The sequence below is a fragment of the Nocardia sp. NBC_00508 genome (assembly GCF_036346875.1).
Lineage (GTDB): Bacteria > Actinomycetota > Actinomycetes > Mycobacteriales > Mycobacteriaceae > Nocardia.
On sequence record NZ_CP107852.1, the window covers coordinates 2,303,938 to 2,317,679 of the forward strand.

The 13,742-nt window shown below is 67.8% G+C and carries 15 protein-coding genes; 11 read left to right on the forward strand and 4 right to left on the reverse strand.

All coding sequences use genetic code 11. The annotated features are described in order from the left end of the window. Window position 1: 1 nt before the first annotated feature. The 4 genes from OHA40_RS10420 to OHA40_RS10435 all read left to right on the forward strand — a co-directional run bounded on the left by OHA40_RS10420 (window position 2) and on the right by OHA40_RS10435 (window position 3,293). On the forward strand, window positions 2-1,111 hold the full coding sequence (locus OHA40_RS10420; protein ID WP_330232847.1) for a C40 family peptidase: 1,110 nt from the start codon (window positions 2-4) through the stop codon (window positions 1,109-1,111). Beyond that, window positions 1,108-1,449 carry a hypothetical protein gene (locus tag OHA40_RS10425; protein WP_330232848.1) on the forward strand — a complete coding sequence of 114 codons (342 nt, stop codon included), beginning with the start codon at window positions 1,108-1,110 and terminating at the stop codon, window positions 1,447-1,449. The genes OHA40_RS10420 and OHA40_RS10425 overlap by 4 nt, the downstream gene beginning before the upstream one ends. Before the next feature lie 216 nt (window positions 1,450-1,665). Continuing rightward, on the forward strand, window positions 1,666-2,013 hold the full coding sequence (locus OHA40_RS10430) for a YbaB/EbfC family nucleoid-associated protein (RefSeq protein WP_330232849.1): 348 nt from the start codon (window positions 1,666-1,668) through the stop codon (window positions 2,011-2,013). Window positions 2,014-2,039: 26 nt separating this feature from the next. Next, window positions 2,040-3,293, forward strand: coding sequence for a primosomal protein (locus OHA40_RS10435; RefSeq protein WP_330232850.1), 1,254 nt, complete (start codon window positions 2,040-2,042; stop codon window positions 3,291-3,293). Here the strand turns inward: OHA40_RS10435 and OHA40_RS10440 are convergent, their stop codons facing one another. The 4 genes from OHA40_RS10440 to OHA40_RS10455 all read right to left on the reverse strand — a co-directional run bounded on the left by OHA40_RS10440 (window position 3,294) and on the right by OHA40_RS10455 (window position 7,086). After that, the gene (locus OHA40_RS10440; RefSeq protein ID WP_330232851.1) at window positions 3,294-3,950 is read right to left on the reverse strand and encodes a hypothetical protein; all 657 of its coding nucleotides are present in this window, start codon (window positions 3,948-3,950) and stop codon (window positions 3,294-3,296) included. It lies immediately after the preceding gene. A 151-nt stretch (window positions 3,951-4,101) separates the two neighbouring features. Next, entirely contained in the window at window positions 4,102-5,199 is a 1,098-nt protein-coding gene (locus tag OHA40_RS10445) for an adenosine deaminase (protein WP_330232852.1), read from the reverse strand. 121 nt (window positions 5,200-5,320) lie between these two features. Beyond that, a complete protein-coding gene (locus tag OHA40_RS10450; protein WP_330232853.1) occupies window positions 5,321-6,658 on the reverse strand; it encodes a thymidine phosphorylase in 1,338 nt (445 codons plus the stop codon). 26 nt (window positions 6,659-6,684) lie between these two features. Then, window positions 6,685-7,086 (reverse strand): cytidine deaminase, encoded by a 402-nt coding sequence (locus tag OHA40_RS10455; RefSeq protein ID WP_330232854.1) that lies wholly within the window; start codon window positions 7,084-7,086, stop codon window positions 6,685-6,687. Between the two features lie 278 nt (window positions 7,087-7,364). Between OHA40_RS10455 and sdhC the strand changes: the two genes are divergently transcribed. The 7 genes from sdhC to OHA40_RS10490 all read left to right on the forward strand — a co-directional run bounded on the left by sdhC (window position 7,365) and on the right by OHA40_RS10490 (window position 13,578). Continuing rightward, entirely contained in the window at window positions 7,365-7,763 is a 399-nt protein-coding gene (gene sdhC, locus OHA40_RS10460; RefSeq protein ID WP_330232855.1) for a succinate dehydrogenase, cytochrome b556 subunit, read from the forward strand. 2 nt (window positions 7,764-7,765) lie between these two features. Next, window positions 7,766-8,197, forward strand: coding sequence for a succinate dehydrogenase hydrophobic membrane anchor subunit (locus OHA40_RS10465; protein WP_330232856.1), 432 nt, complete (start codon window positions 7,766-7,768; stop codon window positions 8,195-8,197). 93 nt (window positions 8,198-8,290) lie between these two features. Continuing rightward, a complete protein-coding gene (gene sdhA / locus OHA40_RS10470; RefSeq protein ID WP_330232857.1) occupies window positions 8,291-10,060 on the forward strand; it encodes a succinate dehydrogenase flavoprotein subunit in 1,770 nt (589 codons plus the stop codon). Continuing rightward, a complete protein-coding gene (locus tag OHA40_RS10475) occupies window positions 10,060-10,833 on the forward strand; it encodes a succinate dehydrogenase iron-sulfur subunit (RefSeq protein WP_330232858.1) in 774 nt (257 codons plus the stop codon). Before sdhA ends, OHA40_RS10475 begins: the two co-directional genes overlap by 1 nt. A 170-nt stretch (window positions 10,834-11,003) precedes the next feature. After that, window positions 11,004-11,171, forward strand: a complete 168-nt coding sequence (locus OHA40_RS10480; RefSeq protein WP_330232859.1) for a hypothetical protein — start codon at window positions 11,004-11,006, stop codon at window positions 11,169-11,171. 163 nt (window positions 11,172-11,334) lie between these two features. Continuing rightward, complete coding sequence (locus OHA40_RS10485; protein ID WP_330232860.1) at window positions 11,335-12,984, forward strand: hypothetical protein; 1,650 nt, start codon at window positions 11,335-11,337, stop codon at window positions 12,982-12,984. Between the two features lie 159 nt (window positions 12,985-13,143). Beyond that, a complete protein-coding gene (locus OHA40_RS10490) occupies window positions 13,144-13,578 on the forward strand; it encodes a YbaB/EbfC family nucleoid-associated protein (protein WP_330232861.1) in 435 nt (144 codons plus the stop codon). The last annotated feature ends 164 nt before the right edge of the window (window positions 13,579-13,742 follow it).

The following is a 13,742-nucleotide window of genomic DNA, read 5'->3' on the forward strand; positions in this document are numbered from 1 at the left end:
TGTGATCGATATCAACGCGCTGGCCAAACCGATCCTGGACCTGCTCGCCAGCTTCGGCTCCGGCGTGCTGCCCACCGGCGGTCCCACCGACGCGCTGCGCAGCACCTCGGCCGTGGTCGACCAGATCCATCAAATGGGTCGCGACAGCATCAACGGGATGAACGCCGCGTGGGACGGCCGCGCCGCGGACGCCGCCACCGCCAAGGCACTCCGGGTGCAGACCTCCGCGGCCACCATCTCCGATCGCGGCAACGAGATGGCCACGGTGGTGAACCAGGCGGCCGCCGAGGTCGAGACGGGCCAGAAAGAACTCACCGATATCGCGCAGTCGTTCGTGAACACCGCGGCGAGCATGGGGCCTGCCTTGGCGACGCCGCAGGGGCTGACGGTGCTCGTCGGCTCGGCGATCGACCATCTCGGCCAAGCGCTCAACGTGGTCGGCCGGGTGCAGAACGAGTTGCACACGCAGACCGCGTCGATGAACGAGCTGACCCCACCGCCACCGACCCCGCCGCCCGCCGGACTCCCCGTCGCCGCTTCCGCCTCCGGCGTCCAGCAGCTGGTTTCCACCGCGTCCGGCGTGCTCACCGGCGCGGGCCAGATGATGAACACCGCGATGAGCTCGCCCCGCTCCCAAGGAACTCCCGGGACCACGCGGGGCACTCCGGGTGTGCCCCGGCCCGACACCGGTTCGGGGATGCCCGACGACGGCAAAGGCGTGAAGCTCACGCTGCCCGACGGCAGCGTCGTGGAGGCGCCGAACGAGCAGGCCGCCACGGCGGTCCGCTCGGCAATCGGCACCCTCGGCACCCCCTACGTCTGGGGCGGCAACACCCCCGGCGCGGGATTGGACTGCAGTGGGCTCACCAAATACGCCTACGGCGAGGCGGGCGTCGACCTGCCCCGGCTCGCGGCCGAGCAGGGCAGCGGGGGCACACCGGTCTCCCCCGGCGACCTGATGCCCGGCGACCTCGCGATCTGGGATGGCCACGTGGCAATGGTGGTCGGCAACGGCCAGTTCGTCGAGGCGGGTGACCCGGTCCAGATCAGCTCGATTCGAACGGAGAACTCAGGTATGGACTTCTACGGTTTCTACAGGCCGACAACATGACCCAACCACAAGTCCCCAACGTCACCGTGGCGGCCAGCAGCAACCGGTCGGGCACCATCTCGGTGCGGGCGACCGATCAGGGCATGCCGGTGGAGATCAAGTTCGAGCGCAGCGAATATCGTTACGGCGCACAGTCACTCGCCAACGAGATCCTGCGGCTCACCCAGCGCTCCACCATCGCGGCGCGGGCGCGACGGCGCGAACTGCTCGCCGAGACGGGCATGCCCTCGGACATGCTCGACCGGCTCGGCCTGCCCACTCGCCAACAGGCGGTGGACGAACTGGACCGGATCGACGACGCGGACACGGGACCGACGAGCTGGATGAGGCCGGTGTGAGCAAGCCGAGCCGCGGTCATGCCGGAGCCGAGCGCCAGCGAGGTGGAGGTCTCATGAGTGAGCGAAGCGAGCGAATCATCGACACAGCCGCGAACGCGGTCATGCCGGAGCCGAGCGCCAGCGAGGTGGAGGTCTCATGAGTGAGCGAAGCGAGCGAATCATCGACACAGCCGCGAACGCGGTCATGCCGGAGCCGAGCGCCAGCGAGGTGGAGGTATGAGCGCGGAAATGGACGCCCTGGTCGCGTCGGCGACCCAGAAGCTGGAGGCGCTGGAAGCGGCACTGTACGGGCTCGAGCAGGTGCGCGGACGATTCACCAGCGAGGACGGCGCGGTGAGCGTGGAGGTGAACAGCGACGGAGCGCTGGTGGGTCTCACGCTGGCGGAGTCGGTCATATCGCTGCCGCCCACCGAGGTCGGACAGCTGATCGTATGGGCGTGCCGACAGGCCGCCGAGGACGCCGGCGCACAGCGGTCCAAGGTCGTTGCGACACTGAACGAGTCGTTCGTCCCCGCCGGGCAGCCGCCCGGAGCGACGAATGGGGGCGGGCCGGATAGTGCCTGACTCGGAAGGTCGATAGGCTTCCGCACATGGCTTCTGGAGACATCGTCCCGATCGAGCTCGGCCTGACCGACGGCGATCTCGTCACCCTGTGGGCACCGCGCTGGCGAGACGGTGACGACGAGTGGGAGGCGTTCCTCGGACATGAGGACGCCCTCTACGGTTTCGAGTCCGTTGCAGAGCTGGCCGCGTTCATCCGCACCAACTCCGACAACGACCTCGTCGACCATCCGGCGTGGAAGGTCGTCGCGGGCCTGTCGGCCGTCGAACTGGAGCCGGAGGAGAACTTCTCCTTCGATCTGGTCGCGGTGCCGGAACTGGCCGCGGGCGATCCCGACGTGGACACCGTCGCCGAGTTGGAGGACACCCTCGGCATGGTGCGCAACATCGGCGAGGTCTGCGAACTGGAGGCGGTGACCAAGTTCTTCGGTTCGCATCCGGTGCTCGGCGCGCTGCCCGGCGGGGTGAGCGCCTTCGTCGGGCGCGACGGTGAGGAGCTGTGGGACCAGATCGGCGCGGCCATCGCCAAGGGCTGGGACGACGTCCTGGACGCCATCGACTCCGTCGTGCAGACCCCCGAGGTCGATGCCGAGGCGGTCGCGGTCGCCGAGGCCGAACTCCTGGCCGCCGAGGAGAACGTCGTCGACGCCGACGACGCGGCCGACAGTGATGAGGACGAGGAGTTCGAGTCCGTCGACCTCGACGACGAGGAGGAGGAAGACGAGGACGAGGACGAGTCGTTCTGGAACGAGGTCGGCATCGACCCGATCAAGATCGTCATGTCCGAGGGCAGCTTCTTCACGCTGCGCTGCTACCTGGACGACGAACCGATCTTCCTCGGCGCCAGGGGCTCGATCACGGTGTTCTCCTCCGAGCGCGCGCTGGCCCGTTACCTCGCCGACGATCACGAGCACGACCTGGCCCGGGTGAGCACCTTCGCCGACGTGCAGACCGCGGCGGTGGACGGCTCGCTGGAGGTCGAGGTGACCGACGAGAACGTGTACGTGCTCCCCGGCCTCTCCGAGGACTTGGCGGAGGGACCGGAGGCGGTCGACATCGAACAGCTCGACTTGGCGGTCGAACTGTTCACCGACGCCGCCGACTACGCCGACGACGACACCGTCGAACAGGCGCTGGCGCAGTCCACCCCGCTGGGCTGGTACGTCTCCTACCTGCTGAATCCCGACCCGACCCGGTTGGCGCCCAACCCGCCGTTCACCGCCGAGGCCCAGGCATGGCGCGAGCTGGAACGCAACCTGGAGTCCAGGCTCGACAAGCAGTAATCAGGTCAATCGGATCCAGACCTGCTCGGCTTGTCCGAGCAGGCGTCCGTAGTCGCCGTAGACGGCGGTCGAGGCGAAGCATTTGCGGCCCTGCTCGCCGTGATACTCGCCCACGACGACGCAGTGCTCGCCGACCCGGGGCAGATCGTGCACGATGGCGGTCATCGAGCCGAGCAGTGCGGGACGGTGGAGCATGCCGGGTAGCGACCAGCCGCCGGGGCAGTCCATCGCGGCCCACAGCAGCAGCGGCCGCATCGGCACGGTGTCGTCGGGCACCCATGGGGCGGCTACCTGGTTCTCGCTCACCCGGCCGGGTTCGATGCGCAGCCCGTCCGCGCGACCACTGCCACAGACGAAGCAAGACGCGAACATCTCGATGCTCACATAGGTGTCCGACGCCGCGACCGCTTCGGTGTACGGGACGATGGGCGGTGCGTCCCGCTCGAGTTTGCCGCTGGTCGACTCCGCGATCAGTGCGTCGCCGTCGTACAGCCGTCCGTCGCGCACGTCGAGCGGCGTCTCCAGCGGCGGCGGGCTGCGCAGGATCACGGTCACCGCGTCCTCGCCGCGCTGCTCGGCGAGAAGACCGGCCACGTAGCCGCCGTTACCGGAGTCGGGCGGGCCGTTGAACCGGCGGGGGATGCGCAAGGTCGCCATTCTCGTCACGCTAGCGAACCGATGCCCGACCGGTTGGGAGGGCCTCACCGCCGACTCGCTCTCGTTCCTGCAGCAGCGAGCCCGGCGCGTGACCCGAGGCCGCGCCGGGTCGATCGCCAGGCCGAGACCACTCGAATCTCGTTGTGTCCGGCTATCCGATGAGCACCGCGTATCCGGGCTTGATGATGTCGTCGATGATCCGCAGCCGCTCGGGGAACGGGATGAACGCCGACTTCATGGCGTTGATGGTGAACCGTTCCAGATCGCTCCAGCCGTAACCGAACGTCTCGACCAGCTTCAGCATCTCCTTGCTCATGCTGGTGTCGCTCATCAGCCGGTTGTCGGTGTTGACGGTGACGCGGAAACGCAGCCGAGCCAGCAGGTCGAAGGGGTGCTTGTCCAGCGAGGGCACGGCGCCGGTCTGCACGTTCGACGACGGACACAGCTCCAGCGGAATGCGCGTGTCCCGGACGTAGTTGGCGACCAGCCCGAGCCGCGCGTCCTCGATCGCGCCGGGCACGCTGATGTCGTCGGTGATCCGCACGCCGTGACCGAGCCGGTCGCAGCCGCAGAACGCGAGCGCCTCGTGGATAGACGGCAGACCGAACGCCTCCCCGGCGTGGATGGTGAAGTGCGCGCTGTTGGCGCGCATGTATTCGAACGCGTCGAGATGCCTGCTCGGCGGGAAGCCCGCCTCCGCGCCCGCGATGTCGAAACCGCCGACGCCGCGGTCGCGGAAGCGCACCGCCAGCTCGGCGATCTCCCGTGAGCGCGCCGCATGCCGCATCGCGGTGAGCAGGCAGATCACCACGATGGTGTGGCCCTGCTCGGCGGCGGCCGCCTCGCCCGCACGGAAACCGGCCAGTGTGTGCTCGACGACCTCGTCGAGCGTGAGCCCGCGCTCCAAGTGCTGTTCGGGGGCGAAGCGCACCTCCGCGTACACCACACCGTCGGCGGCGAGGTCCTCGGCGCATTCGCGGGCGACCCGGCGCAGGCCCTCCGGGGTCTGCATTACGGCGACGGTGTGGTCGAAGGTCTCCAGGTACCGTTCCAGCGATCCGCTGTCGGCCGCGTCCCGGAACCAGGCCGCGAGCGACACCTCGTCGGTGGCGGGTAGGTCGTCGTAACCGCTGTGCGCGGCGAGCTCGAGCACCGTGGCGGGCCGCAGCCCACCGTCGAGGTGATCGTGCAGCAGGGCCTTCGGCGCCTGGCGGATCGAGGCAAGGGTCAGCGGCATCGGTCCAGTCATGTATCGACGGTAGCCGCAGCGCGCCGAAACGGCAGCGGACTCCGGCCGTGGCAACCATCTCGTTGCCCATCGGATGCGGGCCGGTCCACAACGCGACACCAGAACCGACCGGCGGCGCCGATCAGACCCCGATGCGATCGAGGATCAGAGGTGCGGCCGCGGCCACGGGCGCGGAGTCGATGGTGACGGCATCGCGCAGGGCGGCCGCGGCACCCGCGAATGCCTCGGGAGTGTCGGTGTGCATGGTGAGCAGTGGCTGTCCCGCGGTGATGGAATCGCCCGGTTTCGCGTGCATTTCCACTCCGGCGCCGAATTGCACCGGATCGCCCTGACGCGCTCGGCCCGCGCCGAGACGCCAGGCCGCGATGCCGACGCCCATCGCGTCGAGCCTGGTCAACACGCCGTCGGCAGCGGCGCGGATGGTCTCGGTGTGCTCGGCGACGGGCAGTGGCGCGTCCGGGTCGCCATCCTGGGTGCGGACCATGGCGCGCCAGTGGTCCATCGCCCGGCCGTCGGCCAAGACGTCGGCGGGGTCGACGTCGAGCCCGGCCAGGGCAACCATCTCGCGTGCCAGGGTGAGGGTCAGCTCCACCACGTCAGGGGGTCCGCCGCCCGCGAGCACCTCGACCGATTCCGCGACCTCCATGGCATTGCCCGCGGTGCGGCCGAGCGGGGTGTCCATGGCGGTGAGCAGCGCCACCGTCCGCAGGCCCGCGTCGGCGCCGAGTGCGACCATGGCCGCGGCCAATTCCCGCGCCCCGTCGAGTGTCTTCAGGAAGGCGCCGGAGCCGACCTTGACGTCGAGCACCAGCGCCGCGGTGCCCTCGGCGATCTTCTTGCTCATGATCGAGCTGGCGATGAGCGGGATCGATTCGACCGTGCCGGTGACGTCGCGCAGGGCGTAGAGCCGCTTGTCCGCCGGCGCGAGATCCGCGCCCGCCGCGCAGACCACCGCGCCGATGCCAGGGTCCGCCAGGATGTCGCGCATTCGGGACACCGGGACGTCCGCTCGCCAGCCGGGGATGGATTCCAGCTTGTCCAGCGTGCCTCCGGTGTGGCCGAGTCCGCGCCCGGACAACTGCGGCACCGCGGCGCCGCACGCGGCGACCAGCGGCGCCAGCGGCAGCGTGATCTTGTCGCCCACCCCGCCGGTCGAGTGCTTGTCCACGGTCGGCCGGGGCAGGTCGGTGAGGTCCATCCGGCGGCCGGAGGCGATCATCGCGGCGGTCCACCTGGCCGTCTCGCGCCGCGTCATCCCACGCCAGAGGATCGCCATGGCCAGCGCCGACATCTGCTCGTCGGCCACCGCGCCGCGGGTGAACGCGTCGATCACCCAATCGATCTGTGCGTCGGACAGTTCCCTGCCGTCGCGCTTGGTCGTGATGATCGAAACCGCGTCCAGTGCTGTCACATTCGTCAGTCTGGCACGAGCCACGCCGACCCTGGTTCTTGTCGACATCGACGCGGAGTGCTGACGAACTCGGCTCACACCTGCCCGGCGTCCAGGTCGTCGGGGCCGAAGGCATCCGGGAGCAGCGTACGCAGCGGCAAAGGTCCCGCTTTGTGATCGATCAGAAGGTCGGCGCCACCGTGCTCGTAGAGCAATTGGCGGCAGCGCCCGCAGGGCATCAGGATTTCGCCGCGAGAATCGGCCACCGAGACGGCCAGCAGACGTCCACCACCCCCCGAAATCAAGTTACCGATGAGTACACATTCGGCACACAGGCCCAATCCATATGAGACATTCTCCACATTGCAACCGCTCACAATTCGGCCATCGACACTGAGAGCCGCGGCGCCGACCGGAAACCGCGAGTAGGGCGCATAGGCATTGCGCATAACTCGAATTGCGTTGCTGCGCAACACATTCCAGTCAATTTCCGACATGAGGAACCCCTCTCGGGCCGAGCCGAACATGGCCGCGCGAGGGCCAGGACAGAACCCCGCACATGTCGAGAAAGGTAAACCTAACCCGATCGTTTGTCGCGCAACGCACGGTACGCCGAATTAGTTCCGGGATTGCTGGGGGATTAGAGTCCAGAACAGATCGGTTCAGGTTTCCCGCGACGGGCCGGAGTACAGCCACCTGGGCATTCGCACCCAACGCCCCGCCGGCGTCGGACCTGCAACCGGGTCCATCAACGACGTTGGAGGCACCGCACTCTATGACCACGATTGAAGCTCCGGCCCAGCCGAAGCGGAAGACGCTGTACCGAGGCGACCCCGGAATGTGGTCGTGGGCGCTGCACCGGATCACCGGCGTCACCCTCTTCTTCTTCCTCTTCGTCCACGTGCTGGACACCGCGCTGGTGCGCGTCAGCCCGGAGACCTACAACGAGGCGATCGAGATTTACAAGACGCCCATCGTCGCCTTGATGGAGATGGGCTTGGTCGCAGTCGTGCTGTTCCACGCGCTCAACGGCGTCCGCGTGATCCTGGTGGACTTCTGGGCCAAGGGCCCGAAGTACCAGCGCCTGATGCTCTGGATCGTCCTCGCGGCGTGGTTCCTGCTGGCTGTTCCCGCGGTCGGGCGCCAGTTCTTCTACCTGTTCACGGAGCACTGATCATGACTGCACCTGTTCTCGGCAAGTCGTATGACCGTCCGGCCAGCCTGGATCTCCCCCGCTCGCCGCGCGCCCGCTCGTCCAACAACTTCGAGAAGTACGCCTGGCTGTTCATGCGCTTCTCCGGCCTGCTGCTGATCGTGCTGGTGCTCGGCCATATGACGATCATGCTGCTGCTCGACGGCGGCGTGAAGCGACTCAACTTCGCCTTCGTCGCCGGTCGCTGGTCCAGCCCGTTCTGGCAGTTCTGGGACCTGAGCATGCTGTGGCTGGCACAGCTGCACGGCGGCAACGGCCTGCGCACCATCATCGACGACTACTCCCGCAAGGACTCGACCCGGTTCTGGCTCAAGACCCTGCTGGTCAGCTCGATGATCCTGGTCATGGGCGTGGGCACCTACGTCATCTTCACCTTCGACCCCAACATCAGTTAGGAACAGGCCCCCTCCCATGAGTGAGCGCAGCGAACGAATCATCAATACAGCGTGTTTCACACATGCCGGAGCCGAGCGCAGCGAGGTGGAGGCATGAGTGAATCTCGACCGATTCAGGAGCACCGCTACGACGTCCTCATCGTCGGCGCGGGTGGCGCGGGCATGCGCGCCGCGATCGAGGCCGGCCCGCGTGTCCGGACGGCGGTGCTGACCAAGCTGTACCCGACCCGCAGCCACACCGGCGCGGCGCAGGGCGGCATGTGCGCCGCGCTGGCCAACGTCGAAGAGGACAACTGGGAGTGGCACACCTTCGACACCGTCAAGGGTGGTGACTACCTGGTCGACCAGGACGCCGCGGAGATCATGGCCAAGGAAGCCATCGACGCGGTGCTCGACCTGGAGAAGATGGGCCTGCCGTTCAACCGCACGCCCGAGGGCAAGATCGACCAGCGGCGCTTCGGCGGCCACACCCGCGACCACGGCAAGGCCCCGGTCCGCCGTGCGTGCTACGCCGCCGACCGCACCGGCCACATGATCCTGCAGACGCTGTACCAGAACTGCGTCAAGCACGACGTGGAGTTCTTCAACGAGTTCTACGTGCTGGATCTGGTGCTCACCGAGACCGACCGCGGCCCGGTCGCGACCGGCGTGGTCGCCTACGAGCTGGCCACCGGCGACCTCCACGTCTTCCACGCCAAGTCGATCGTGTTCGCCACCGGCGGCTCGGGCCGGATGTACAAGACCACCTCGAACGCGCACACGCTGACCGGTGACGGCATGGCCATCGTGTTCCGCAAAGGCCTGCCGCTGGAGGACATGGAGTTCCACCAGTTCCACCCGACGGGTCTGGCCGGGCTCGGCATCCTGATCTCCGAGGCCGTCCGCGGCGAAGGCGGCATTCTGCGCAACGCCGACGGCGAGCGCTTCATGGAGCGCTACGCCCCCACTATCAAGGACCTCGCGCCGCGCGACATCGTCGCGCGCTCGATGGTGCTCGAGGTGCTGGAGGGCCGCGGCGCCGGACCGAACAAGGACTACGTCTACATCGACGTGACCCACCTCGGCGAGGACGTGCTCGAGGAGAAGCTGCCCGACATCACCGAGTTCTCCCGCACCTACCTCGGTGTGGACCCGGTGAAGGAACTGGTGCCGGTGTTCCCGACCTGTCACTACGTGATGGGCGGCATCCCGACCCGCATCCGGGGCGAGGTCCTGCGCAACAACACCGACATCGTCCCCGGCCTCTACGCCGCGGGCGAGTGCGCGTGCGTCTCGGTGCACGGTGCCAACCGCCTCGGCACCAACTCGCTGCTGGACATCAACGTGTTCGGACGGCGCGCCGGTATCGCCGCCGCGGAGTACGCGCAGCGCAGCGAGTTCGTGGAGCTGCCGGAGAACCCGGCGCAGATGGTGCAGGACTGGCTGGCGCTGATCCTCTCCGAGCACGGCAACGAGCGGGTCGCCGACATCCGCACCGAGCTGCAGCGGTCGATGGACAACAACGCCTCGGTGTTCCGCACCGAGGACACGCTCAAGCAGGCGCTCACCGACATCCACGCGCTCAAGGAGCGGTACACGCGGATCACCGTGCAGGACAAGGGCAAGCGCTACAACAGCGACCTGCTCGAGGCCGTCGAGCTCGGCTTCCTGCTCGAGCTGGCCGAGGTCACCGTGGTGGGTGCGCTCAACCGCAAGGAGTCGCGCGGCGGCCACGCCCGCGAGGACTACCCGGACCGCGACGACGTGAACTTCATGCGGCACACGATGGCCTACAAGGAAGGCTCGGATCTCCTGTCGGACATCCGCCTGGACTTCAAGCCGGTGGTGCAGACCCGTTACGAGCCGATGGAGCGTAAGTACTGATGACTGCTGTTGCCGAAGCACCCTCTTCGCAGAAGCCCGCTCCGGTCCCCGAGGGCTCGGTGATGATCACCGTCAAGGTGGCCCGGTTCAACCCGGAGGACGACAAAGGCGCGCACTGGGAATCGTTCCAGGTGCCGGTCCTGTCGACCGACCGTTTCCTGAACGTGCTGATCTACATCAAGTCGTACCTGGACGGCACGCTCACCTTCCGTCGCTCCTGTGCGCACGGCGTCTGCGGTTCCGACGCCATGCGGATCAACGGCGTCAACCGGCTGGCCTGCAAGGTGCTGATGAAGGACATGCTGCCCAAGGGCGGCAAGTCCATTACCGTCACCGTCGAGCCGATCCGCGGCCTGCCCGTGGAAAAGGACCTCGTGGTGGACATGGAGCCGTTCTTCGACGCGTTCCGCGCGGTGAAGCCCTACCTGATCACCACGGGTAACGAGCCCACCCGCGAACGCATCCAGAGCCAGGCCGACCGCGCCCGGTTCGACGACACCACCAAGTGCATCCTGTGCGCCTGCTGCACCACCTCCTGCCCCGTGTACTGGAGCGACGGCAGCTACTTCGGCCCGGCCGCGATCGTGAACGCCCACCGCTTCATCTTCGACAGCCGCGACGAAGGCGCTCGCGAACGCCTCGACATCCTCAACGACGTCGAAGGCGTCTGGCGCTGCCGCACCACCTTCAACTGCACCGACGCCTGCCCCCGCGGCATCGAAGTCACCAAGGCGATCCAAGAAGTCAAACGAGCCCTGCTCTTCACCCGCTGACCCCAGGCACCGAACCCGAAGTCCGCCACCATCCCAAAGATGGTGGCGGCCTTCGTCATTCGCGACCACCCCAGAGCAGTCAGCAGTAGATCACCGGGGACGACGAGGTTCACACCGGACCGGAAACCGGGTTCGACGGACAGCGCGCCGGTGAGAACGGCCAGAGCGAGATGGGTGAGGAGGTTGCCGGTGACACCGGCGGATACGGCGTTGACCGGATGCCACGGCAGTTGCGGCTCGAGGTCTTCCGGCGTGACATCGGCAGGGAGCCGCATATCCGCACGCTCGGCTTCCTGATCGTGCACGCACTCCCAACAGCTCCCCGGCCCGGGGCATAAATGCCGGCCGAGGCAAGCGGCATTCCCGCAGACGGGAACACCAGCGAACGTCGCTTATGCTTCGGCTCGGGTCGGCCTAGCGCGTGGCTGTTCGCCGATGCGCGACGTCCCGTCCAGCAGCCGAAGACGGCCGGGCCGTCTCGATATCGACCTAGGGGGTTGCGTGGCCGAATCACTGTCGGTCGACCTGGCCCAGATGCGCGAATCGGCGGCGGAGTTGTGGCAGGCGGCCGAAGACGCCGAGCGGGTGACGAACGAGCTGAAGGCGGCACTCGCCGACGAGGGTGAGTTCTGGGGTGACGACGAAGCCGGCGAGACGTTCGCACACACCTACAAGCCCGGTGCCGACCGTACGTTGGAGGGGTTCGACGACCTCGTCGCGGACATGCGGGCGATGAGTTCCGCGATGAAGCATGCGGCCGATGCGTTCGAGGACGGAGACCACTACGGCGGGCAGAACATCCGAAACCCGGCCGACGATGGCATCCCGGACACGAACGCACCGAGCCAGAACCGGTCGGCAGGACCCATTCCGCAGGCGGCGTCTACCGAATCCCTCAGCACCACAGACGATTCCGCACGGCCGCCGGGCACGTCCGATCGCCCGGCGAACGGAGACTCCGCCCGTCCGCAGTCGGACACCCCGAACGACCGCGGCAGCGTCGATACGCAGCAACCCCCGGCATCCGGCCAGCAGCCCGCGGAGTCTGGACAGCAACCTACGGAATCCGGACAGCCGGACGATTCGACGGGCAATGCCCCAGAAACCGAATCGCCCGATGACAAATCCGGCGACCAACCCCCGGCAGCCGAGACCGGATCGCCGACGACGCCCGGTAACGGCGCAGAGCGACAGGGAGCGCCGACGAATACACCGACGGGGAAGCAGGCGGGTCCACAGACGATGCCGGGCGGCCGCAACGACTCCGGCAAGCCGTCGGCGGATACGCCGTGGTCGCGGAACAGGTCGGGCACCCCTTGGGCAAAGGCTCCGAGCCCCTCGGGCGCGCCGGCGAACGAAACCCCGCCTCGGGTATCTCCTCCACGCACCCCGGACCGCCCGCCCGCGGGCAAGAAGCCGGCGCCGGAACGTCCCGAGCAGAAGCGGCCCCCGAAACAGGCAGGCGTGCGTGCGCGCCGAGAAACCGACGCCGGGGCCATGCGGATCGCTCGGGAGATGGCCGCTCGGCACAACATCGAGATCGTCGGATTCGACGCGGCGGGTATCGCCGCGGCAACGGTCCAGGACATCGCCGATGCTGTCGACACCGTCCTCCCGCGGATGCCGTCCGTGCTGCGCGGAATCGAGATCCGGGATGTGACGGGTTCGCTATCTGCGGTCGAGAATCGCAGCACGGCAAAGAAATCGGGAGAGGCGGCGCCGTGGATCGTGCTGGCTCGCACTGCTGTGACCGATCCTCGGATGTTGGCCGGTGGTTCTCGGGCGACGACCGGATCCGGTCCACCACGGCGACCGATGTATGCCGCGATCCTGCGGGAACTCGGCGCCGCGGTCGACCTCACCGGCGGGTTTCGGGCACACCGGGAGGCGCAACGCGCGCTCATCACCGAATACGTGCGGATCAACGACTTCCGGGGCGAGACGCTGAGCCGGGTGGTCGCCGGCTACAAGCGATGGCGGGCGCAGCTCGGCGACAACTGTTTCGAGCAGGGTCTGTTCGTTCCGGGCAGGGCGCTGGCCGAGGGATTCGCCGCGGTCGAATCGAGTGAGGACGAGGCCAACGGCCCGCAGAAGGTGCTGGGTCGGCTGCTGGTGGTGATGTCGCGTGCGGCGTTGCCGGACCGGCAATGAGACCCGTTGCCGCCGGGGCGGACGGCGTCTGGTTCGTCCCCCTTCCCACCAGCGGTGAGAGTTGCCACGCACCTGTCGGTCATCATTATGGGCACGTTCGGAGGTCCGCGGTCGTCGCTGTCCGCTGAGGATTTCGAGGGCGAGTCGGAAGGTAGTGGCATGGATCGATGGGAGCGCGAAGGCCTGCGCTCGGCCAACTACGGCATGCGCAACCAGCTCGAACATCTCCTCGACTCCTTCGAACGTCAGCAGGGCCGACTCGCCGATGTGTTCCGAGAACTGGAAAATGCTCGCACGCAAGCGAGTTCTCCCGACCAATCGGTAGAGGTGACCGTGGACGCCGCCGGCGTGCTGACTGACCTGCGCCTCACTGCCGCGGCAATGCGCCAGACACCGGAGCAGTTGAGCAGGGCGATCGTGGATGTCACTCGGGCCGCGGCGCGCCGGGCGCAGCAGCAGACCGAGGCCCTCGCCGCACCCGTTGATGCCGACTTCGACGACCTGCCCGACCTGCCCGATATCTCCCCGGACGCCCCCAGCCTCAACGAGATTCGCGCCTTCTTCCGCGGGGACAACGAAGATCCCCCGAGGTAGTACCCGGGCCGCGTAGTGCAGACGATGCTGCGTACTTGCCGACGACCGGAGAGGAACTTCCCGCCGGCGGGAGGGCATGGGATTCGGGTGCGACCGTGCGATGCCGGCAACAGTAGCGTTCACGGAGCCGCTTGCCAGATACGCATCGACGAACGCGAGCGCAC

Coding starts and splice junctions, on each gene's coding strand:
- OHA40_RS10450 (WP_330232853.1), bottom strand. CDS start 6,658: ATGTCGACAAGAACCAGGGTCGGCGTGGCTCGTGCCAGACTGACGAAT.
- OHA40_RS10440 (WP_330232851.1), bottom strand. CDS start 3,950: ATGGCGACCTTGCGCATCCCCCGCCGGTTCAACGGCCCGCCCGACTCC.
- OHA40_RS10430 (WP_330232849.1), top strand. CDS start 1,666: ATGAGCGCGGAAATGGACGCCCTGGTCGCGTCGGCGACCCAGAAGCTG.
- OHA40_RS10455 (WP_330232854.1), bottom strand. CDS start 7,086: ATGTCGGAAATTGACTGGAATGTGTTGCGCAGCAACGCAATTCGAGTT.
- OHA40_RS10445 (WP_330232852.1), bottom strand. CDS start 5,199: ATGACTGGACCGATGCCGCTGACCCTTGCCTCGATCCGCCAGGCGCCG.
- sdhC (WP_330232855.1), top strand. CDS start 7,365: ATGACCACGATTGAAGCTCCGGCCCAGCCGAAGCGGAAGACGCTGTAC.
- OHA40_RS10480 (WP_330232859.1), top strand. CDS start 11,004: ATGGGTGAGGAGGTTGCCGGTGACACCGGCGGATACGGCGTTGACCGG.
- OHA40_RS10435 (WP_330232850.1), top strand. CDS start 2,040: ATGGCTTCTGGAGACATCGTCCCGATCGAGCTCGGCCTGACCGACGGC.
- OHA40_RS10425 (WP_330232848.1), top strand. CDS start 1,108: ATGACCCAACCACAAGTCCCCAACGTCACCGTGGCGGCCAGCAGCAAC.
- OHA40_RS10490 (WP_330232861.1), top strand. CDS start 13,144: ATGGATCGATGGGAGCGCGAAGGCCTGCGCTCGGCCAACTACGGCATG.
- OHA40_RS10465 (WP_330232856.1), top strand. CDS start 7,766: ATGACTGCACCTGTTCTCGGCAAGTCGTATGACCGTCCGGCCAGCCTG.
- OHA40_RS10475 (WP_330232858.1), top strand. CDS start 10,060: ATGACTGCTGTTGCCGAAGCACCCTCTTCGCAGAAGCCCGCTCCGGTC.
- sdhA (WP_330232857.1), top strand. CDS start 8,291: ATGAGTGAATCTCGACCGATTCAGGAGCACCGCTACGACGTCCTCATC.